This is a genomic window from Candidatus Nitrospira salsa, assembly GCF_965152625.1.
In genome coordinates this window covers 651,541-673,162 of record NZ_CBCUCO010000004.1, presented here as the reverse complement: position 1 = coordinate 673,162, position 21,622 = coordinate 651,541, and the positions used below count along the sequence as shown (strand labels likewise).

Genomic DNA, 21,622 nt, shown 5'->3' with positions numbered 1-21,622 from the left:
ATGACGGGCACCACACCGGCTTCTCAAGAGACACAACTCGATAATCTTATTAAAGAAACCATGAATATTGTGATTGTGGGGCATGTGGATCATGGCAAATCCACATTGCTGGGACGCCTGTATGCCGATACCGGAACGCTGCCCGTCGGGAAGATCGAGAAAATTCAGGCCATTTGCCAGCAACAGGGCAAAGAATTTGAGTACGCCTTTCTGTTTGATGCGTTTTTAGAAGAACAGCAACAGGGCATCACGATTGATACCGCCCGAACTTTTTTTTCCTGGGGGAGTCGACAGTACATCATTATTGACGCGCCCGGCCATAAAGAATTTTTAAAAAATATGGTGTCCGGAGCGGCCAGAGCCGAGGCAGCACTCCTCATCATTGACGCACTCGAAGGGGTCAAAGATCAATCCAAACGTCATGGTCTCTTACTTTCCATGCTCGGCGTGAAACAAGTCACCGTGATCGTCAACAAAATGGATTTGGTGGGATATCGCGAAGATGTGTTTCGAGGCATCGAAAAAGAATATCGTGAGTTCCTTACACAGTTGAACGTCACCCCGCAATACGTCATTCCCGCGAGTGCAAAACAAGGCATCAACATCACCACCAATGCAGAAGACACACCATGGTACACTGGACCAACGGTGTTAGATTCCTTATCGCACTTCTCCATTGACACAGCAGAGGCTCAACAACCCCTTCGCTTTCCGATACAAGACGTCTATAAATTTGATGCACGCCGCATTCTTGTCGGACGGATCACGGCCGGGCACCTCAAAGTTGGGGACCGTCTGGTCTTTGCACCTTCGAATAAGTCGGCAATGATTCAAACGATTGAGGCCTTCAATATCGATCCTGCTCCGATGCAGGCTTCAGCCGGGGACTCGGTCGGGATCACGCTCGATGAACAAATTTTCGTCGAACGTGGGCAAATCGCCGCACATGAAGATCAGGGACCATTTGTCTCAACAAGTTTTCGCGCCAATGTGTTTTGGCTTGGCCAACGCCCGTTAGAACGACAACGCACATATGTTCTCCGGCTCGCCACCCGAGAAGTGCCGTGTGAAGTCTCAACCATTCACCGCATTGTCAATGCCAACGACTTAGATGACCGACAAACTGCCACATCCGTTCAACGCAATGAAGTCGCAGATCTGACTTTTCGCACCAAAGCTCCTCTCGCCTTTGACACGTATACGTCCTCCGAAGACACGGGGCGATTTGTCCTGGTCGATGAATATGATGTGTCAGGTGGTGGAATCATTACCGAAATGATTCAAGACGAACAGGAAGGCCTGAGAACAGAGGCACGGGAACGTGATTCAGCCTGGGTCAAGGGGGAAATTGGACCAGAAGAGCGGGCGCAACACTTCGGTCATCGAGCCGCTGTGATTTTATTTACCGGCCCCGATACCACAGCCAAAGCCTTTTTAGCTCGCAAACTCGAATCGGTATTAGTCGCAGAAGGTCGACATGCCTACCTCCTGGATGCCGAAAACCTCCGCCGCGGCCTCGATGCCGACATCGGTGAAACTAACGCGAACGAAGCCGTGCGTCGCTATGGAGAAGTCGCGAAGCTCCTCACCGATACTGGCCTACTCGTGCTCTCGACGACCAATCCATTTTCCCTTCCAAGTGGGACGATTGCACAGGCCATTCAAACACTCATCAATCCGACATCAGTCATCACCATCTACATGTCGAAAGAACGTGAAAGCCTCCTCCCTGACGCCACACTCACCTTTTTGGGGCCAGAAGACTTCGACGCCCGAACTCGACAAATCCTTGAGACGCTCAAACAAAAAGGGATCATCGCAGAAGCCATGGGGTCCCAACCGGCGTTCCAATTCTCTATCTAGATTTTTTCTTTTCGAAACTTCACTCGATACATCAAAGACGCGCATGAAGACGAAAAAATTGTCCTTCAAAAGAGGTATGAAAGATTTAGGTCTTTCCTTCTAGGGCGCTCAGCCACATTTTCTTCAACCTTGAAATTTGAACGGTATATGTTCTCAGCATAAGATTTTCTAGGAAGGAGAGGAAAGCTTTAGCCCCACAATCCCCGCAAGAATTGCAGCGATGCTCAATAAGCGCACAGCGTCTCGCGGCTCATTAAACAACACCATCCCCACAATCACCGTTCCGGCAGCTCCAATACCCGTCCACATGGCATACGCCGTTCCCATCGGTATCGAGCGAAGCGCAAAAGAAATGCAGACCATACTGATCCCCATCGCCACAACGGTCGCGATACTTGGCCACAAACGGGTGAATCCGTCTGTATACTTCAAACTGATCGCCCACACAATTTCAAAAAACCCCGCAATGAGCAAAAACATCCATGCCATAACTTCAACTCCCCCATATTGACTAAATCACCTTAATGGTTATCTTTCAATTAAGCACATACGATACCAATCCTTCCTGGTAAATGCAGAAATCGTGAGCTATAGTAATAGGGGAAGACCACTTTGCCAACTGACACAAAGGGGGTGACTGGCTTCGACGGGGATCAAGAGGTCAACGGAGCGTGTCGAGCTCTCGGAGTCTCGTTAAACCTTCGGGAAACCATTAAGTGCCAACGAACCATTGGCTCTCGCAGCTTAATTGACTGCGGCGTCTCTCTCGATTTAGCCTGCGGGTCGGGAAGAGGCGTCACTTTGCAGGCTGGTCCAATACCGGTGCTCAGCGGTGGCGGATGAGAACTTTCTGGGCTAGCAAACGTTCTAAGCCAGTTGATGGGCGTGGGCGAATGCGAATACTAAATCATCAGCTACACACGTAGGGCCGTTGCGCTGAATGTCTTCGGACGCGGGTTCGATTCCCGCCACCTCCACCATAACCTGTAAAGCCTCTGAGTGGCTTTTTACTCAGAGGCTGTTTCTTTTAAAAAACTTTCTGAACATATTTCCAAGCATCTCTTCAGGACACACACATAAGCCGTTCTCTCACACGTGAAAGAACTGTCTAATAGAGGTGGGAAAGTTGGATATCACAATACTCTACTTAGGGCAGAGGCAATTTCACGCTAATCGCTCCGGCCAATTCTCCTTCATGACCGCCTTCCTTCATATACCCTGAGATGTCTTTTTCTCCTTTTGGTCCTCCGTGACAGGAGAGACAGGACTTTTCATAATAGAGCGGCATAAGCACGCGAACACTGCTCTCCTCATCAACCGTCCTGCTATAAATGGCTTGCCGGTCACGAGGTGGCGATGCCGCAAAGACCTTCATGGCTTCTGCTTCATACCCGTCTGCCTTATTCTGAGGGTTTCTGAGAAAATGATCAGGAGCTGTTTGTTTTAAATAGATCTTCGACCAGTTCCGGAATCGCTTTGCCGTTTCAGTTCCGAAGGTAGCTGGAATTAAACCCTTGTATTTGACTCCTGGAATATTGATCACAGTCTGATAACTCGCGACTGTTTCTTTACTAACATTTAACAGTCTATCCAAAAGTGGCTTCGCAGGGTCTGGCACGTCGGCACTCTGCAGGCGATTCAGGTCAACCCCTGTTTCTTTTTGAAAAAAGGCCATGACTTGCGCTTCGAACACCTCGGGAGTAAATCCTTTGTCTCCCAGACTTGAGTCATTGATCACAACCTGATTATGCCCAATAGTTATTCGACCAGCGTCTAATAATTTGGCTAACAATCGGCCTGTCTCGACGAGATCTGCGTTGCCATAGGCTATCCCTGGAATACTTACCACACAGCAGACGACCACCCACCTCCGCATAAGCCCCCAGCACATGTTTTTCATCAGACACCTCCGTGAGAAAATCACGAGACCGTTTATGATTTATCGGACAACAATTCTTTGAAAATTTATTTAGAAAATTACATAAGTCCAGAAATACATACCTCAAAGAATTGTCAATCAGAAACGAGAAACTGTCCGGAGATATCCTCCTTTACGCCATGAGGCAAAAAATATAAAGAGAGAGAAGGCGTGAAATCGGTGAGTATGGCTGATTCCATTTAAGCATATATACCATTCTACATATTTTTCGAGATAAAGACGATTGTAGAACGGAATGCAATGGTTTCGATGAATAGAGTCTTGCCGAAAGAGCCGCACGTCTGCAGAAAATCCAAAAGATTGAGTTGCAGTGTAAGACGACATATCCCCCCCTAACATGTGAAGGATTCTAGGAAAATGGCAATCATTTCACACAAAGTCGTGCAAAAGAATAGCCTTTTTCTTGCTCACCCCATCAGTGACCAGCTCGTCGCACTGAACCGAGTATACCCACTGCAGCCTCAGTAGCTATGAAGTGAATAGTTAAAAATTCTTTTATTACGAGTCTCGAAAAACTGGAAATATTCTAGATGAGGAGAGGTACAAACTTACAAGAGGAAAACGAAATGTACACCTTGAGTGGATTTATTATCCAATCTTGATGTTCAATTCATGAGCATTTCGAGAAAACTCAATACTCGGCAATTAGTCGATCCCAGGAGCAAACGATTCATCTCGACGTTCTTTCTGCTCTTCCCAGTACGCCTTCTCGTCATCCTCATATTTTGTTTGCTGTTGAATTTCATCAATTTCTACGGGAGTAAGATAGCGAAGTGCGGTGGCACACAATATCCGTTGCTGCAACGTTCCTTTCAAATGGATATTCACGAGCACGTCAGCTCCAATTTGTTTGGCTCGTTCCCTGAGCTCTGCATGCAACTCTTCCCAGTCCACTTTTTTCTGCTTTGGCGGTTGTTCGACTTCAACCACACCAAGGTCATGATGTGGTCTCTCGGGCAAGTCATCAAGCACCTCAATGATAGCCGTCGACCACTTCATCCCCCCCTTGTTTCCGACCTGGGAAAGTCTAGGCTCTCGCTTGGGATACCTGGCAATCTCGATATCAAAAGCTTTCAAACGTGAGGCCGCTAACTCTGCTTCATGCGGATTATTGCTCTGCATGAGGTTCTTGAGCTTTACGATCCGATCCTGCGCTTCCCGGAGGCTCATTTTGGCCCCCTTTTTCTTCAAGACATTTACCGGCATACCGTCATCCCAACGTCAAAAAATATTGATGATTTAATACAGTAACTGCTCGTGTCCGACTCACATCATCCAGCAAAACTCTATCTAAACAAGACTACATCGTAAAAAAAAGGATGAATCACATGTCTACCTGTCATAAAAACAGAATGTCAACCATATCCATAGCCCACGCATTCTTGCTTTACCACCCAAGATGATATCGTATTTCGCGCAGGCCTCACAACACAAGAAATTTGGTGAGGCAAAAGGAACACTGACCCACCCCTCGGGGATATTTTTTTATAACGACCTTGGATTATAGCCTGTTCCAGGCCAGGTTTTCTCAATTTCCTGAGCTTGTTGTTCCGCGGAAAATTCTTCCCACAGAATATGATCTCCACCATTTTCTGATGTCAATGCTGTGGCCTCAGAGTTCTCCCACCCCAGATGCCGTAACTGTCCAACAGCAGCACTTCCAACTTTGCGGATAGACACATTAAGCGTCTGAGTGCGCCACAATGCATACTGATCAGGAATGACAACATCAGCCGTTTGCTCTAATCGACGAGAATATTCTTCGACTGATGCTTCGATATTAGAAACACCGATTGCAAGATGTAGCTTTTTCATGAGTACTCCTCTGAAAGCAGAGTGACACCACAGACATTTGTTCACTGAATCGAGCGACTTGCTCAAATAAAGAAATTCAGTGGAATTTTGGGAACCGGTAGTCTACTTGTCAATAACTACTCACTCACGAATCAAAATTAATGAGGCAGACCTCTGGACGAATGACTTATGAGTCGAAAGTATACATAGAAGACTCTTCTCAGGTCTGCCTCTGATTAGAGGCAGTTCAATGGAGAACTAAAGACATTGTTCAAAGAAAGATTGAAGCTCAGCCAAACGAAAGAATTAAGTCTGTCTGGCTTACTACTGCAAGGATTTTTCTTCAGGCTTCAGGTGGGAAAAGTCCTCTTTCGACACTTCATGCGGCTTCAGATTCAACCGACTTCTATGCGTGTGATCGGACTTGATGCGTCTTAATCCAAAGATGCAAATAACAACCGACAATAGTAACTGCCGCGAATAGATATGGGGCAAAGATTCCATAAAATACGATGAGTGCTTCCTTTGACATTAGAAATTTCACACTAATTAGGAATACAATAAGTCACCACTATTACAATCTATCTAATGACTCCTTATTCTCTCCATGCAAATAAAAAATGACATACCATGTGCCACTCTAAATCTTTACTCACTCGTGCATTCATTCTCAATTCCCCTTTTGAGGGGGTAGGGGTATGTTCGGCATGGATCAACGCCCGAAATCTGCTGTTAAATTGAATTGCGTGTAGTGTCCGGACCCGATTATAATTTGGCTCCAGTTTTTAAATTTTCCATAAGATAAAGGAGCTGTTATTCTTATGAGTCTTGCTGATAACGACTGCGTACCCTGCAAAGGTGGAATCTCAGCATTAAAGCCAGCAGAGGTTCAAGAACTATTAGGGCAATTGGGAAAGGGGTGGGAATTAAATTCTAATGACCATCTTGAACGCCTCTACACATTTCCAAATTTTGCCGAAGCGCTTGCATTTGTGAATCGTGTCGGAGAAGTGGCTGAAGCCGAAGGACATCATCCCGACCTTTATCTGGCATGGGGGAAATGTAAAATTGAAATCTGGACACACAAAATCAATGGGCTCACGGAAAGCGATTTCTTTATGGCCGCCAAGGCCGATCGCGCCTTCGAGTCCAATGGCTGACGATGGATTTCCAGAGCATGAACCGTCAATAGATATTGAAGACGTCATAATCTTTAAACATATTTTTTGATGCGACCCTGTACTGACATATATTTGAGCATGCAATGAACAAAGAACATACGCGTCACCTTACCCATCTCCGTTTCTCTCTTGTTTTTCACCTTCTATAAAACATCATGGCACTCTGCAAGGAAAATCGGGGGTACGGTTCTGACTCACAAACAGTTCCATATGCGAGTTGGAAAAGATCAGCACAACACACTAGCCATTTGATCACCTCACAATCTCTGAAGTCGAATCACATATAACCGTGAATATTGGATAGAAAGAACAATTCTTACTGGCACGTTAATGTGAGCGAGAGATGGCGATTCAACTTTAATTCATCCTTTAGATTGACAATTTTGCCTTTGATTAGTACGCTGTAAAGTTGTACAGGAAATAACCGAAAAGTCTTATAAGAATGACCAAGTTGGCAAAAAAAATTCGAAAGAGCCGTGGACTGTCTTTAAACTACCTGATGGCTATTTCCTGTTGTGGGCTGTGCTTCACCGTGCCTGCATTCGGACAATCAACCAAGCCTCCCTATGACAGAATCTCCCAACTCAGCGTCTCTTCCGCCAAGTCTGAGACCACTCAACCTAGTTGGAATCATTCACCAAAAAATGATGAAACGCTCCAGGACCTGCCATCTTATCAAATGGCGAAAGAAGCTGTTATTGAATCGATGGATTCTCATCATCTCACTCAACAGACAAAGACCGCCCCTGTTCAATCTAGCAACGAGATAGCCTCTCCCTTGCAGTCCAACCTTGATGAAGAATCAACGACTCAAGAGGTAACTGAAACTCAAGCTGAGTCCGCTTCCGAGGTGGTTTCGGACTATGACTATAATGTTGAGTTCACCATTCCAACCCTGGTGAATTCGTCTGCTCAGCCATGGACTCGCCTTGATCTGGAAACAGGGCAAAACGCCGAACAAACCCTGGCTAATCCTTTACAACGCTATGAGCCATTATTTCAACATGACAGACCTTATGCACCTTCAGCACTGACTCACCCTTATGGGAACGTCCCGCTTGTGCTCAATAGGCATGTAGAGCGCAATCTTAATTATTTTCAAAATGGGATCCCTGAACGTTTTCAAAGTTATTTAGATCGATACGCCAAATACCAAGATCTCGTCGAGCAAATTTTCAAAGAATTTGGCTTACCAACGGAACTCGGACACCTTTCGCTTGTTGAAAGCGGCTTTAACCCTCGCGCGTATTCACGTGCCCGCGCGTCAGGGCCTTGGCAGTTCATGAAGGCCACAGGCCGAATGTACGGACTTGATGTGACTTGGTACGTGGATGAACGTCGAGACCCCGTCAAGTCGACGATTGCTGCCGCGCATCATTTGCGAGACCTTTATGACCGGTTCGGCTCTTGGCCTCTGGCACTCGGGGCCTACAATGCGGGGGGAGGCAAGATCAGTCGAGCCATTCGAAGAACCGGAAGTCGTGACTTCTGGAAAATTCGCAATACTTGGTACATTAGGCGAGAAACCAAAGAATACGTGCCTCGATTTGTCGCCGCGACATTAATTGCGTCACATCCTACTGACTATGGATTTTCCGTCAAACCGACTGAACCTTATGCGTATGATGAAGTGTCGATTCATAAGCGGGTCCATCTCAAGGCCGTAGCCAAAACAACAGGTATTTCGTTTGAGAATCTCAGGGAACTGAACCCAGAACTTCGTCGAAGTATCGTACCAGCTCTTCGAAAAGGTTACCCCCTCAAGGTCCCAGCAGGCACAGGTTCGCTAGTCAAAAAACAGCATGACCTCATTCAGCCATGGACCCAACCCCCACCGCCGGCCACAACATGGTATCGAGTACGCTATGGGGACAGCCTCTCGGTGGTAGCAAAACGATTCGGCATGAAAGTGAGAGCCCTAAAAAATCTGAATAGACTTTCTGGAAATCTTATTCGAGTGGGTGATCGCCTCAGGGTTAGAGGCCATGATGCTCCGATAGACCTTAAAGCCAGATGGTATACGGTCAGACGAGGGGACAATTTATCAAAAATTGCCCAACGATTTGGGACCACAACTCGCTCGCTGAAAAACCTAAATAAGCTATCCGGACATCTCATTCATGTCGGAGATAAATTACAGGTGAGGGGAAAAGCTCCGTCTTCAAGCCCACGCAGCAATGAAACAAAATGGTATCGCGTTCGTCGAGGGGACAGTCTTTGGACAATTGCCCAACGTTTTCGGGTAAGCGTAACAGACTTAAAAGTCTTGAACAATCTGACCACAAGCGTGATAAGGGCTGGTAAGCTTCTGCTTGTCAGCCAATAACCTGCCTTCGTTTCCCAACAATACCTCAGACTTTATTCGTCTTCCGTCTTCCTGCTCTCTTCATTGGGGAATTCATTTTTTGGAGTCTCGGCCGGCTCAGTCGATTCAGCGTTTTCCTCTTCTGGGGATAAGACCTGAACGCGAAGAGAAGCTTCACTTGCATAGGGAGAAGCAGGATATTTTTCCAATAAGTCTCGATAACGAGTCAAGGCCTCATCCATCGCACCATCAGCCTCTTCGAGTTTTGCGAGCTCAAACAGCGCTTGGTCTTTATTGAACACATCAGAAGCCGACAAGATATCCGTAAACGCTTGTGAGGCTTTTTCTCTGTCACCACTGAGTAAATACGCATACGCTAATCGCTGACGGACAAGCCCCTGTAACATCGCATTTCGTCCATATTGCTCAAAAAATTGCTGATAGGCTTCGATCGCACCAGCATAGTCGCCTTGCTCCATCAGACTGTTCCCTAAGAGATAAACCGCATTCCTCCCAGGAACGGTCCTTGGATAATCGTGAAGAATCTGTCGATAGACGTCTGCAGCCTTACTCACGCTTTCTTTAGATTGCTCTACATCATCGAGAGAACGATCCAGGTAGTGTGCTTGGGCCTGTCCTTCCAACTCCCATGCCTCTTGGGTCTGACGATATTCGTACCACATCACTCCCCCGCCAATGGCACCTGCCATAACGATCAAAAACACACCCCCCAACACAATTCTCCTATTTTGTTCAACAAAAAGTAGAAAGTGATCTTTTCGACTCAACAATTCTGTTTCATCCATGATGCCGCCTGAGGGGGTATCGGTTTTTATCTTATAGGTCATAATTTCAGATCCTGCTCAGAAGGGTTTTAAAAACTTGACAGAGTGTCATCTTGTGGTGTCCAAGACTGGTCGTGCTTATACTTAGCCCATAGTGGACATGTCAAATGTTTCTCTACAGATTCTCCTTCTAGTTGACAACGACCTGGTGACTGATATAATTGTGGAGTCGAACAGTATTTTCATTGAAAATTAGGCGGATAGCTCAGTTGGGAGAGCGCTGCCTTTACACGGCAGAGGTCACAGGTTCGATCCCTGTTCCGCCTACCAGCCGATGACTGTTGAAGTATTCAGATGTTGCAAGTCTAACATCGTGATGATCCCAACAATCAAATAGACTACGTATCAACCATTCTTCCTCGGTGGCTAATGAAGGGGCATGTTGCCCTGCCAAGGATTAAACGGGGCCGTCGTTCAGCCAGGTTAGGACGCCAGATTGTCAATCTGGAAGTCGCGGGTTCAAATCCCGTCGGCCCCGCCATCCATTCCACATTTGAGACTACCTTACCTAGAGAGTTTCTGGTTAGATTCATCAACGACCTATCGTAAGTAGGAGGCGGAGATACCGATTATGTTATTTGCAGATCCTATGGAATTGCTTAGCTCGCTCGGATCCCTTTCTATCGTCATTCTGCTCACTCTCGCGATCTTTTCGGTCGTATCCTGGGCCATTATTGTGCACAAATGGAAACGCTTTAGAACGATCGAAGAAGAGGATACGCAATTTTTACGAGCCTATGAGATACGGCAACAGGAAGTGAGTGAGCTTCGAATCCAGGCTCAAGATTTTGAGGCGAGTCCTAGCGCAGCCGTTTACCTGGGCATTATTGATCGCCTTCCCTCAACCTCTGACCTGTTAGATACCAGCCATCAACTTGAGCAGTCTCAACCCTATCGATTCCCAGAACAACAGTATTTGGAAAAAGTATCCCAACACATCATTCAAAACCAAATTAGCCATCAAGAAGCCTACCTCCCCTTTTTAGCCACCACTGGAAACCTCACACCTTTTATCGGGCTGTTGGGGACGGTTCTTGGGATTATTAGTGCCTTTCGTGAAATCGGCGTACAAGGATCCGCCAGCATCGCCTCGGTTGCTCCTGGTGTCGCAGAAGCCTTAATTGCAACGGCAGCCGGCCTATTTGCGGCCATTCCAGCCGTCATTGCATACAACTATTTCCTTGCTAAAATTAGAAAGACAGTCTTTCGTGTCGAAGCATTTGGCATTGAGTTTCTGAATTCTGTCCAAGAACTCAATCAGGAAACCAAAGAACCGGCCGAGATAGTTCAATGACTTCAGAATCAAGAAATCGACGGTTTCTATCAGAAATCAACGTCATTCCATTAGTGGATGTGGTGCTCGTCCTGCTCGTGATCTTCATGGTGACTGCGCCCATGCTTCATCGTGGGCTCGACATTACGCTTCCCACATCCTCGTCCAATAATATCAAAGCCCAAGAACGGTTAGTGGTGACCATCAAACCAGACCAAACGCTCTTCTTAGGCAATGAGACCATCAGTCCGATCGAACTCGGAGCCAAACTCCGTGAAGCAAAAGCAGCGAATCCCCTGGTATCGGTGTATCTTCGAGCTGATCAAACGGTTCCCTATGGAACAGTCGTCCAAGTCATGGATGAAATCAAGGGCGCAAAGATTGAGAGGCTTGGAATGGTGACAGGACCAAAAACAGAGCAGATTGATAGACAAGCGGTTAGGAACGCCTCTTAATTGCCCTCTCACCAATGACACATGACGGTCCAGCCAATCTCATTTCATTGGGGTTATCGCCAAGTATTTCAGGCGAAGACTCTTCAATACGATGGTGGCTCGCTGGATCACTCGCCCTTCATGCGCTGATCATCATTTTTTTGATCACCTTGAGATTTGCACCAACATTTGAACAGCCTCTCCATTCGTATGAAGTGTCCCTCATCAACCCATCTGACCTTGAAGCCCCACCGGCAAAGACCAAAGCAAAAACCAAAGCCAGGCCCACAGCCAGAGCCAAGCAACCAAAAGCAGCACCTGCGCCACCACCTAAGCAACAGGCACGTCCTCCTGAACCTAAAGTTGAGCCGTTAACTCCACTTCCAACACAGGCAGCAACGGAACGACTTTCAGACTCATTCTCGGGAGCCGTGAAGTCCGTGATCGTTCCCAATGAACGATCCACCCCATCCAAAACGCCACCTCCGCCTCCCACGGAATCCGAACCTGAAACGCCAAACGCATTAGAAAATATTAAACTCCCGACCACGGCCCCAAAACTATCTCGCGCTCAACGTCTCACACCACAACCTTACGTCTCAATTCCTGAACCTGCACGAAAACCACCCTCACCTTCTGTACGTCAAGAGGCTCCTCCTCCGGACACACAGCCACCACCAGTTTCTCGGCAGGAAACCAAAAACACACTTCAATCCCTCAAGGCTCCGCCTGAGGCGCCAACACTGAAACCGATACTACCGTTCAAACGTGCGGAACGAAAAGAGAGCCCAGAACCACACACTGAAAAACTTTCCGACTCTTTTCGAAAGACCTTTCAATCGGTCAAGGTTCCGAAGCTCCGGAAAAGGTCAGTGACAAAGAAAACCCCCAAAGAACTGAAGCTGGCCGTGCCTCCAACTCACACACCTTTTACAAAAGCTGATCCGACCGAGAAAAAAGTTCAAAAACCTCCCATCAAACAGGAGCGTCTGGCCGATTCATTAAAGCAAGTTCTTGGGACAGTGAAAATCCCAAAGCTGCGACCAGTCCCAACTAAAGAGCCAAAACAAGCACGTGCGATTGAACCCAAAGCGCAAGCTCCGCAACCCAAACCCGACCCCACACGGACTCAATCATTAAAGTCCGAGATCGACCAGCAGCTTGCCAAGCTGATGATTCCGGACGTGGCACCAATCGAATCACTGAAAGAACGATTGCAGGTCCAGGTCGAGGCTGCGCCAGAAGCGGACTCTTCGTCTAGCGGATCGGGCACACCCAAAAGTTCCGCCGGCCAGAATCGGTATCTGGCATTGATCGAAGCCAAGATAGAGCAGCAGTGGGTTGCGCCCCGCGTCTCACTTAACGAAGATCATCCACAAGTCATCTTAAAGTTTCGAGTCCTGCCATCAGGCGACGTAATCAATCTTGGCATTAAACAGGGGTCGGGAAACGGATATTACGATGCGGCTGCCAAACGAGCCGTCAAAGCCGCAAGTCCGTTACCTCCCTTCCCTAAAGATATGAATTCATCATATCTCGACGTTCTTTATAAATTTAGAATAGGAGAGTCTCTCTCATGACTCGAATTGTCATCAGTCTTATACTCTTTCTTGCTGTATTGACCGTTGGGAAGTTCTGGATGATCCCTTCATCTCTTGCACAAGATGCGCTCCTCGAAGCCTCACGATCAGACTTTCAACGTATTCCAATCTGGGTCATGCAATTTGGGAGCGGCAACTTAGATGGCGCAACATCCCCCAAGATTCATCAGCAAGTCGTACCGGTACTCAAAGCTGACCTCACACGATCTCAGATATTTTCCCCTGTAGACCTTCCCCTCACCCCTGGGAAATTTTCTGAAAGTCAATGTGTTGGCCCAGAAAATCACGCTGAAGCGTCAAAGCAGGGAGTGACCGTTTCGACGTGGGGACGGGTTGGAGTTGGTCGAACCGAAAATGGTGGAATGGGCCTGGTGTTTGACGCCTGCGCTCATGATTCGGGTACAAAAGAGTTTCTTCTTGGGAAACGGTACTTTTCGCTCAAAGTGACGGATCCCCTCGTCCGTCTGATGGCTCATCGGTGGGCTGATGAACTGGTCTATCGTTACACTGGAGAGCCAGGGATCGCGAGAACCAAAATTTCCTACGTCTCCGAAGAGGGAAATGGACGAGAACTTTTTGTGATGGATTACGATGGGTATGGTCCACAGCAAGTCACAGCAGATGGTTTTTTAAACCTGATGCCCACATGGGCTCCCGATCGAAAATCCTTAGTCTACACGGCCTACCGCGAACGAAAACAACAAATCCTCCAGCGAACCTTATCCTCAGGCAAGGAAAAGGTCTTGGTTGAGCCAGCCAGCTTAAATATTACACCGGTGTTTTCTCCAAATGGGAAACACCTCAGCTATGCTTCGGCTCAAGAAGGAAATTCAGACATATTTATTCTGAACCTCGAGACCACGGATATTCAACAAATCACCTCTCATCGAAGTGCCGATCTCTCCCCCTCTTGGTCGCCAGACGGGCGAAAAATTGCCTTTACATCGGACCGTGGGGGACGTCCACAAATCTATGTGATGGATGCCAATGGATCAAATGTACGGCGATTGACGTTTAAGGGTGATTATAATGCCGCGCCAACGTGGTCACCCCGTGGCGATTGGATTGCATTTGTGTGTAGAATTTCAGGAGAAGGGTTTAAGCTGTGCCGCATGACTCCAGATGGCAGTCGGTACGTTCAGATAACCTCGGGACAAAGTATTGACGACTCTCCATCATGGTCCCCCAACGGTCGGCACTTGGTATTTAGCTCAATACGAAAAGGAAAAAGCCATATTTACCTCATTAATAGTGACGGGACAGGAGTCGAACAGATAACATCAGGTGGAACTCATCATAGTTCTCCAACATGGTCACCATTGTGACCGTTATTCAGCCATCGGAGTGATCTTCAGCAAAAGGAGCACAGATTATGCGTCCAACGTACCAAACATCATCAATCATACTTATTTTAGGCATACTGTTCCTCATCAGTTCTGGTTGCGGAAAAAAGCACCTTCACGTCTCGACGATGTCCGGTTCACCCGGAGAAGAAGAAGTGGCCATGGATCTGGATACATCTAATGATCAGAGTGGCATGGAAACTTCAGGACTCGATGAATCGGGGTTGGGAAATCAAGACGTTGACGATACGGCCTCTTCAGATCAAGAGATCGATGTGGCCGCCTCTCCAACCGACGACCTTGAGCCCCTGGATTTCACTCATGATGTCGCGCCGTTAGAGCAACCGTCAGACTCTCAATCGGAGAACGACCTGTTTGCAGGCCTTAATGACGGGACAACTTTACCTGACGACAATCAAGGACAAGGATTCGAAGACCCAGGACAAGGATTCGAAGACGCGGGACAAGGATTCGAAGACGCGGGACAAGGGATTCAGTCGCAATCTCCTTCATTCGACGATGGACTTGGCGGTTCAAATCTAAGCGATTCTGACTCTGACGACCTCCCACCTCTCGTCGAGTTCGATACACCAAGTGACTCAAACTCCTCAGCATTTGACAACCAAAATGAAGAATCCTCGTTACCGATCGAAAAAATGCCGGAAAATATCGCTGTGGCAAAAGCAGACCCGTCTGATACCTTTGGTGAACAATTTGAAAAAATTAAAGCTGAAGAAGCCGCAACCCTGGCCGCTGGTCTCACAGACATCTTTTTTGAGTTTGATAGCTGGACACTGACCTCAGAAGGACGACACGCATTGGAACAGGGAGCTGAGTGGCTTGAAGAAACTCATGCCGCCAAGCTTTTAGTGGAAGGGCATTCGGATATCCGCGGCACGCAAGCGTACAATCTTGTGTTAGGGAAAAAACGAGCTGGTGCCATTCGTGACTATCTCGTCGAGTTAGGCATAACACCGGAACGAGTTTCTATTATTTCGTATGGAAAAGATAAGCCATTTTGTTCAGACTCTACGGAAGTCTGCTACCAACTGAATCGTCGAGGCCATTTACTTGTTCAAAACCCATAATACAATTCGAGCCTATGTGGAGTAATACGCACTCATGATGAACTCGAGACTGATACCTGCACAAACCTATCAACTGTGTCCCAAACCGTATTCCTACCTCGTCGGATTTGCAGTCATCTTTTGGGCTCTACTGTTTTCGGGCTGCGTGGCTCAAAAAGCCGACCTTGCACGAGTGCAGAAAGACTTGGAAGAGCAGATCAAACAGTTAAATCAGGATAAGCAGGAACTCGAGGAAATCATTTCCACTAATCGGGAAGAAGCCGAATCATTACAGACGCAACAAAGTGCGGCCATGAAAGATTTATTTCGTGCACGCGCTGAAATACGGCAAGAACTCAAAGCCTTACGAGAGGCCGACCTCACGACATTGACTGGTGACATTGAAGAACTCAACTTTCGAGTCAAAAATGTCAGGCAAGATTTCGATGCGCAAACGTCACAAGCCAATGATCGATTTCAAACACTCGAAACTCAGGTTGGTGAACACGAAACGACACTTGAATCCAAAACAGGCTCCACCCAAGGTCAGCTAACCGCCTTGATCCAGCAGATTGACGAAGATAGTCAAACTCGAAACCAACAGCTCTCTGACTTTCAAACGTCTCTCTCTTCGTTCAAGGATTCGATGGAAGGACTTGGAAGTCAACTGGTTCAGGAAACGGAACGAGCCAGTCAAGCAAACACCGAGCTCCGCAATCAGCTAGATCAAAAAATCGATGAACTCAACACCTCAATCACCAGTCTGGATAACAAGTTCACCAGCTTGGATGACAAGTTCACCTCTTTGGAGACAGAGGTGCAAACTCATAAAACCAACCTTCAAGATGTATCTGAGTCTGTCGGGCAAATCCGTGGAGCACTGGAGAAATCCGGGACCCTTGTGGGAGGACAGGTTACGACCCTGGAAACGAACCTCAAGCAACTCGAAACCCATGTGAACTCACTCACGGAAAAATTAAATGCCGACACCCAAGCCTTGCGGGGGTATTTGGAGAAAGATGTCAAGGCAAGTATCAATTCTATGAATCAAACGCTGCAAAGTCAGGTTGAAAACATTGAAACTCAGACGCAAAGTAATACGGGACAAGTTGATGAGTTAACACAGTCAGTTCGCTCACTCAAAGAAAAGCAAGAATTTGTCGGGGGGCTTTTAGGTGAGCGAGGTGACAAATTTATGCAAGAGTCCGGACGGTTAAACGAACGGCTTAATCTGATGGAATCACATCAGTCAGACCTCACGCAAAAAATTGAAAGCAACACGCAAAGCGTGTCAAAACACCTCTCCGAGGTAAACTCGAGCGTCGCTTCCGTCACACAAGCTCTGGAGAATACCAATGCCTCATTGCATACACGACTTGAAAGCCAGGAACAGAAAATTCAGGATCTTTCCAAAACCATTGACTCGATTCAAAAAGTCAAAGGCGACCTTGAGGCCAATCTCTCTACTCTGGAAATGACTTCTCAATCCTCAAACGAAATGCGAAAAGCGTTACAAAAGATGAATACACGCCTTCAAGAGCTTGAAGTTCATCAATCAGGGTTAGTAGGCAAGCTTGATGCCGATGGGCAAGCCATGAACAACCATCTCTCCGAGGTCAATGCCGGTATTCAGTCTGTTGCGTCTGCCTTAGAACAAGTTGATAAAAATCTCCGATCAAAAATCAATGTACAAAGCAAAAAACTCAACCAAGCCATGACGGACTTCCAGAGTACTCAGGGCTCATCGGAAGACTCGCAAGCCAATATTGCGCATTTAAACCAGCTCACGAAAAGCCTCAATCAACTTCGAGATGTCGTCACGACGATTGGAACGAAGCTCGGTGGACGCGTCGATCAACATGAGTCTCGATTGTCCGAATTAGCAAAACGCGTCAATCTTCTTAGCAGTCGGGGCAAGAAGTAATAGTAGTAAGTTTCTATATTTTCCGTCGTGTTTTGGCATGAATGCCTCAATCCTTGAGCAAAGCACGGTGGATGATCTGCGCCATCCAATTGAGAGCCCTTTCTCTTTCTAATATCTCCTGCTAAAATCTTTATATACGGGCTTTTTTCATAAGACCAGCGCTTTTTTCATGAAACGATGGTGAAGAGATGAACTGTCAGCTAGACACACGCATAGGTCGATCCCTAAGCATACTTAGCAGCGCACTCTGTTTACTCGTAGGGCTAAGTGGGTGTGCGGCTGATCTCAATCTTTCTGATATCAAAAAACAAGTCGAAATTTTAGAGACACAACAGGGGGACTTCAAAAAACGGGAGCAGCAATACATCAATCGAATTGAGACCCTTGAGTCACAAGTCGATGAACATGATTTCTTGGTAGGAGAGTTGATAAAGACCGAAGAAGAGGCCAGTGTCGACACTCGGAATTTACTCGATAAACTTGAACGGACGAGTTCAAGCCTCCGAGAACAAATCGAGCAGTCTCGCGCTTCGGCTCAACGACGAGATCAAGATCTTTCCATTCGTGCCAAAGCCCTAGAATCCCGAATCGACAACATGCTTCAACAACAACGTAATGTTGCGACCAAACCGGTTGTTCTGTCTGACAAAAAGAAAAATTCTTCCGACCAGCAGACCGACCAAACGAACAACCATGTTAATGGGCAAAAAACCAAGCAAGGGCCTAACAGTCAAGCGTCGGTTTTTCGCTCTGCATACAAAGTATATTTGAATGGTCACTATGAACGTGCGACGGTCGAGTTCAGTCGTTTTTTAAAACAATACCCCACAGCGGTCTTAACCCCACAAGCGTATTATTACCTTGGCGATTCACATTACATTCGAAAAGAATATGATGCCGCCACGCAAGCACTTCAGCATTTACTGAAGGAATACCCAGAGAGCAAGTACGTGTCAATCGCTTTATTAAAGTTAGGTCTCGTCATGAAGGACAGTGACCAAAAATCGCAAGCTAAAGAGGTTTGGAGTCGCGTCATTCGTGAATACCCAGACTCGTCGGAAGCCGCATTAGCCAAAGAGCAAATTGAGAAAATCCAGTGAATCACAGACCAAAGACACCTCTATTCCTCATCTAACCTCTACCCTTCGTTACGACATCGAACACTGTGAAGACGACATCCTCTTGTCACATTCAGATTCTACCTGAAACCGTTTCCAGTCGTATTGCCGCTGGTGAAATCGTCGAACGTCCGTCTGCCGTCGTTAAAGAACTTGTTGACAACAGCCTAGATGCGGGCAGTAGCTTAATCACGATTACGGTCGAGCAAGGGGGACGGCAACTGATTCGTGTCACGGATAATGGCTCCGGAATGAGCCCAAACGATGCACAACTAGCCTGTCACAGATTTGCCACAAGCAAGCTGCGCCAAGAATCTGATTTACTAAACATCCAGACGTTAGGCTTTCGCGGAGAAGCACTCCCCAGCATTGCCTCCGTTTCAAGGTTCCGACTTCTTACGCAGTCCTCGGAAGCCGTCGTAGGAACGGAAATTCAATCGGAAGGGGCCGTTGCCTGGTCAAACCAAGAAAAACCGGCACCCCAAGGTACACAAATAGAAGTCAAAGATCTGTTCTTTAATACACCTGGACGATTAAAGTTTCTCAAATCTGTCGGAACAGAATTTTCCCGAATCTGCCTCGCCGTTCAGCAGGCAGCCATGGTCCATCATTCAGTGCATTTTCGCTTGATACATAATGCGCATACCGTCTTCGACTATCCTGAAACGCCTACTCGTCTTGACCGGCTCGTTCAAGTTTACGGTACCCGTTTGATCGACCGGATGCTGCCCATTCAATATGAAGAGGCCGGCATTCAAGTGACCGGATTGACCGTCAGTCCCTACCATACCCGGTCCAGTCGAACACCCCAAGAAATTTTTGTGAATCGAAGGGCGATTAAAAATACCACCATCACCCATGCAGGGTATGAAGCATATGGCTCATTTTTACCGAAAGGCCGACATCCAGCGTTTGTGCTCTTTCTTGACATCTCTCATGCTGCGGTCGATGTCAATGTTCACCCCGCAAAACGCGAAGTCAGGTTTTCTCAGGCCGATGTGATCCATGCGGTCATCAAATCGGCCATACGACAGCCATTAAAAAATCAGACGAATGCCAATATCGGACTTGAGCCTGCCGAGCCACCTTCTGGCCCGACATCTGCGATTCAACACACCACGACACCAGTTTTTTCTCGAAAGCCTGAACACGCGATAAATACTGAGGCAACGGCTTCCTTGTTCATGCCTGAGATGGTCAAAACCGTGACGACAAGCGGAGAAACGCTTCAAGAGATAACATCCCAGGAGTCTCAGCAATCCTATGCACAGAATCCAGATGAGCTACAGGTCGTGTCGCTTGGTCAAATTCATCAAACATTTCTCATCGCACAGGTTAATGGGGAACTTCAGATCATCGACCAGCACACGGCACATGAACGCGTCCTATTTGAACGGCTATGGGAAGCATGGCAGCATCGCCGAATTGAGACCCAACCCTTGTTGATTCCAGAACCCATCGATCTTCCACCACATCAGTGTGATCTCTTAGCCGAATACCTATCGGAATTGGCAAAACTGGGGTTAGAAATCGAACAATTCGGAGGCCGTTCGTTTGTCATTCGAGCCGTACCTGCCATATTCAGTGCAATGTCCTACGACACACTCATTCAAGATGTGCTTGAAGATTTAGCAGAATGGAAATCGCAAGACTCAATGGATGCCAAAGTTCGACCCGTCCTGGCCTCAATGGCCTGCCAAAGCGCAGTACAAGCCGGCCGGCCAATGAGCGAACCTGAAATAAAGGCCTTGGTCATCGATTGGGCCAGAGAGGGACATCCGATGACCTGCCCACATGGCCGTCGAATTGCTTTGCGATTTTCTCCCCACGAACTTGATAAAATCTTCGGTCGTGCATGAGAACTGCTCTTCACATGTGTTACAAACGATAATGTACTCCGTTTCATCTACACCCACATCGAAGCCCGTCATCGTGCTTCTGGGGCCAACGGCTATTGGCAAAAGTCGAATCGCTATCGAAATCGCCAAGGCCCTTGGGACGGAAATTCTGACCGCAGACTCCCGGCAAGTCTATCGGGGGATGGATATTGGGACGGATAAGCCGACCATGGCAGAACGCCAAGGCGTGGTTCATCAATTGATTGATTTGATCGACCCTGATGAACATTTTAATGTTGGCGATTATCGAAGACTGGCGGCATCGTCAATTGAGCGACTTCACCAACAAGGCAAAATTCCCTTGATTGCAGGAGGGACAGGCCTTTATATTCGAGCATTACTACACGGACTCTGGTCTGGACCAGCCGCCAATTGGAACTTACGAAAACAGCTCGATACCCAGGCGCAACAAAAAGGCGTTGCGTACGTCCATCAGCAACTGTCGCTGATTGATCCTGTCTTAGCCAAACAACTGCACCCTAATGATTACGTGAAAGTGCAGCGAGGGATCGAAGTCTATTACGCTCTGGGAATCCCACTTTCAGAAGCCCATCAACGTCATAGATTTCAAGAAACGCCCTACCAATCACTCGTTGTCGGGTTGAACATGGAACGCGAACATCTCTATCAACGCATTGAGGAACGTGTAGAATTAGAAATTAAAAAAGGCCTCATTCAAGAAACAGAACAGTTGCTGAATCAAGGGTTTCATCCTGGTCTAAGTTCCATGAAGAGCTTAGGCTATCGACAAATGGCAGAATTCATCACCGGCAACTGTGACTACAATGAAGCCGTTCTCACGCTCAAACGCGACACACGGCACTTTGCCAAACGTCAGATGACCTGGTTTCGAAAAGAACCTTTCGTCACGTGGGTTCACCGACAGAAACAGGAATCGACAACTCACATGACCGACCGTATCCTCGAACAGATACGAACATTTTTATCCACACTCAATCAGAGAGAGACCCAAGGGGCTCAGCACTTGGCTTCGTCAGCACGCTAGCGCCTAGCCGTCTATCTTTCGGCACTTCCTC

General features: G+C 47.3%; 17 protein-coding genes, 2 tRNA genes and 1 other RNA gene. 15 read left to right on the top strand and 5 right to left on the bottom strand.

What is annotated here, in order from left to right:
• Entirely contained in the window at positions 1–1,863 is a 1,863-nt protein-coding gene (locus ACWQXP_RS17205; RefSeq protein ID WP_454064091.1) for a GTP-binding protein, read from the top strand.
• A gap of 168 nt (positions 1,864–2,031) precedes the next feature.
• Here the strand turns inward: ACWQXP_RS17205 and sugE are convergent, their stop codons facing one another.
• The gene (gene sugE / locus ACWQXP_RS17200) at positions 2,032–2,352 is read right to left on the bottom strand and encodes a quaternary ammonium compound efflux SMR transporter SugE (RefSeq protein WP_454064090.1); all 321 of its coding nucleotides are present in this window, start codon (positions 2,350–2,352) and stop codon (positions 2,032–2,034) included.
• Between the two features lie 140 nt (positions 2,353–2,492).
• On the opposite strand from sugE, the gene ssrA reads away from it, so the two are divergent.
• Positions 2,493–2,843: a transfer-messenger RNA gene (gene ssrA, locus ACWQXP_RS17195) on the top strand.
• Between the two features lie 167 nt (positions 2,844–3,010).
• Here ssrA and ACWQXP_RS17190 read toward each other — a convergent pair.
• The 3 genes from ACWQXP_RS17190 to ACWQXP_RS17180 form a co-directional block, all read right to left on the bottom strand.
• Positions 3,011–3,763, bottom strand: a complete 753-nt coding sequence (locus ACWQXP_RS17190) for a Tll0287-like domain-containing protein (RefSeq protein ID WP_454064089.1) — start codon at positions 3,761–3,763, stop codon at positions 3,011–3,013.
• 684 nt (positions 3,764–4,447) lie between these two features.
• Entirely contained in the window at positions 4,448–5,008 is a 561-nt protein-coding gene (locus ACWQXP_RS17185; protein WP_454064088.1) for a hypothetical protein, read from the bottom strand.
• Between the two features lie 279 nt (positions 5,009–5,287).
• Complete coding sequence (locus tag ACWQXP_RS17180; protein ID WP_454064087.1) at positions 5,288–5,617, bottom strand: hypothetical protein; 330 nt, start codon at positions 5,615–5,617, stop codon at positions 5,288–5,290.
• A gap of 800 nt (positions 5,618–6,417) precedes the next feature.
• Here ACWQXP_RS17180 and ACWQXP_RS17175 point away from each other — a divergent pair.
• Both ACWQXP_RS17175 and ACWQXP_RS17170 read left to right on the top strand, forming a co-directional pair.
• A complete protein-coding gene (locus ACWQXP_RS17175; RefSeq protein WP_454064086.1) occupies positions 6,418–6,756 on the top strand; it encodes a 4a-hydroxytetrahydrobiopterin dehydratase in 339 nt (112 codons plus the stop codon).
• A 472-nt stretch (positions 6,757–7,228) separates the two neighbouring features.
• Positions 7,229–9,103, top strand: coding sequence for a LysM peptidoglycan-binding domain-containing protein (locus ACWQXP_RS17170; RefSeq protein ID WP_454064085.1), 1,875 nt, complete (start codon positions 7,229–7,231; stop codon positions 9,101–9,103).
• Between the two features lie 32 nt (positions 9,104–9,135).
• Here ACWQXP_RS17170 and ACWQXP_RS17165 read toward each other — a convergent pair whose 3' ends face one another.
• The gene (locus ACWQXP_RS17165; protein ID WP_454064084.1) at positions 9,136–9,930 is read right to left on the bottom strand and encodes a tetratricopeptide repeat protein; all 795 of its coding nucleotides are present in this window, start codon (positions 9,928–9,930) and stop codon (positions 9,136–9,138) included.
• Positions 9,931–10,121: 191 nt separating this feature from the next.
• Here ACWQXP_RS17165 and ACWQXP_RS17160 point away from each other — a divergent pair.
• The 11 genes from ACWQXP_RS17160 to miaA all read left to right on the top strand — a co-directional run bounded on the left by ACWQXP_RS17160 (position 10,122) and on the right by miaA (position 21,591).
• Positions 10,122–10,197 (top strand) — tRNA-Val (locus tag ACWQXP_RS17160).
• A gap of 133 nt (positions 10,198–10,330) precedes the next feature.
• Positions 10,331–10,408 (top strand) — tRNA-Asp (locus ACWQXP_RS17155).
• Positions 10,409–10,498: 90 nt separating this feature from the next.
• The gene (locus ACWQXP_RS17150) at positions 10,499–11,221 is read left to right on the top strand and encodes a MotA/TolQ/ExbB proton channel family protein (RefSeq protein WP_454064083.1); all 723 of its coding nucleotides are present in this window, start codon (positions 10,499–10,501) and stop codon (positions 11,219–11,221) included.
• Positions 11,218–11,655, top strand: coding sequence for a biopolymer transporter ExbD (locus ACWQXP_RS17145; protein WP_454064082.1), 438 nt, complete (start codon positions 11,218–11,220; stop codon positions 11,653–11,655). The genes ACWQXP_RS17150 and ACWQXP_RS17145 overlap by 4 nt, the downstream gene beginning before the upstream one ends.
• Before the next feature lie 14 nt (positions 11,656–11,669).
• Entirely contained in the window at positions 11,670–13,214 is a 1,545-nt protein-coding gene (locus ACWQXP_RS17140; protein ID WP_454064081.1) for a TonB family protein, read from the top strand.
• On the top strand, positions 13,211–14,560 hold the full coding sequence (gene tolB, locus ACWQXP_RS17135; RefSeq protein ID WP_454064080.1) for a Tol-Pal system beta propeller repeat protein TolB: 1,350 nt from the start codon (positions 13,211–13,213) through the stop codon (positions 14,558–14,560). Before ACWQXP_RS17140 ends, tolB begins: the two co-directional genes overlap by 4 nt.
• Positions 14,561–14,607: 47 nt before the next feature.
• Complete coding sequence (locus tag ACWQXP_RS17130) at positions 14,608–15,666, top strand: OmpA family protein (protein ID WP_454064079.1); 1,059 nt, start codon at positions 14,608–14,610, stop codon at positions 15,664–15,666.
• Positions 15,667–15,700: 34 nt separating this feature from the next.
• Complete coding sequence (locus ACWQXP_RS17125) at positions 15,701–17,569, top strand: hypothetical protein (protein ID WP_454064078.1); 1,869 nt, start codon at positions 15,701–15,703, stop codon at positions 17,567–17,569.
• A gap of 188 nt (positions 17,570–17,757) precedes the next feature.
• A complete protein-coding gene (gene ybgF / locus ACWQXP_RS17120) occupies positions 17,758–18,669 on the top strand; it encodes a tol-pal system protein YbgF (protein WP_454064077.1) in 912 nt (303 codons plus the stop codon).
• Positions 18,670–18,734: 65 nt separating this feature from the next.
• Entirely contained in the window at positions 18,735–20,546 is a 1,812-nt protein-coding gene (gene mutL, locus ACWQXP_RS17115) for a DNA mismatch repair endonuclease MutL (protein WP_454064076.1), read from the top strand.
• 16 nt (positions 20,547–20,562) lie between these two features.
• Positions 20,563–21,591 carry a tRNA (adenosine(37)-N6)-dimethylallyltransferase MiaA gene (gene miaA / locus ACWQXP_RS17110; protein ID WP_454064075.1) on the top strand — a complete coding sequence of 343 codons (1,029 nt, stop codon included), beginning with the start codon at positions 20,563–20,565 and terminating at the stop codon, positions 21,589–21,591.
• Positions 21,592–21,622 lie beyond the last annotated feature (31 nt).

Coding starts and splice junctions, on each gene's coding strand:
- ACWQXP_RS17130 (WP_454064079.1), top strand. CDS start 14,608: ATGCGTCCAACGTACCAAACATCATCAATCATACTTATTTTAGGCATA.
- ACWQXP_RS17140 (WP_454064081.1), top strand. CDS start 11,670: ATGACACATGACGGTCCAGCCAATCTCATTTCATTGGGGTTATCGCCA.
- ACWQXP_RS17180 (WP_454064087.1), bottom strand. CDS start 5,617: ATGAAAAAGCTACATCTTGCAATCGGTGTTTCTAATATCGAAGCATCA.
- ACWQXP_RS17125 (WP_454064078.1), top strand. CDS start 15,701: ATGATGAACTCGAGACTGATACCTGCACAAACCTATCAACTGTGTCCC.
- ybgF (WP_454064077.1), top strand. CDS start 17,758: ATGAACTGTCAGCTAGACACACGCATAGGTCGATCCCTAAGCATACTT.
- ACWQXP_RS17145 (WP_454064082.1), top strand. CDS start 11,218: ATGACTTCAGAATCAAGAAATCGACGGTTTCTATCAGAAATCAACGTC.
- ACWQXP_RS17190 (WP_454064089.1), bottom strand. CDS start 3,763: ATGAAAAACATGTGCTGGGGGCTTATGCGGAGGTGGGTGGTCGTCTGC.
- ACWQXP_RS17150 (WP_454064083.1), top strand. CDS start 10,499: ATGTTATTTGCAGATCCTATGGAATTGCTTAGCTCGCTCGGATCCCTT.
- ACWQXP_RS17165 (WP_454064084.1), bottom strand. CDS start 9,930: ATGACCTATAAGATAAAAACCGATACCCCCTCAGGCGGCATCATGGAT.
- ACWQXP_RS17205 (WP_454064091.1), top strand. CDS start 1: ATGACGGGCACCACACCGGCTTCTCAAGAGACACAACTCGATAATCTT.
- ACWQXP_RS17175 (WP_454064086.1), top strand. CDS start 6,418: ATGAGTCTTGCTGATAACGACTGCGTACCCTGCAAAGGTGGAATCTCA.
- tolB (WP_454064080.1), top strand. CDS start 13,211: ATGACTCGAATTGTCATCAGTCTTATACTCTTTCTTGCTGTATTGACC.
- ACWQXP_RS17185 (WP_454064088.1), bottom strand. CDS start 5,008: ATGCCGGTAAATGTCTTGAAGAAAAAGGGGGCCAAAATGAGCCTCCGG.
- sugE (WP_454064090.1), bottom strand. CDS start 2,352: ATGGCATGGATGTTTTTGCTCATTGCGGGGTTTTTTGAAATTGTGTGG.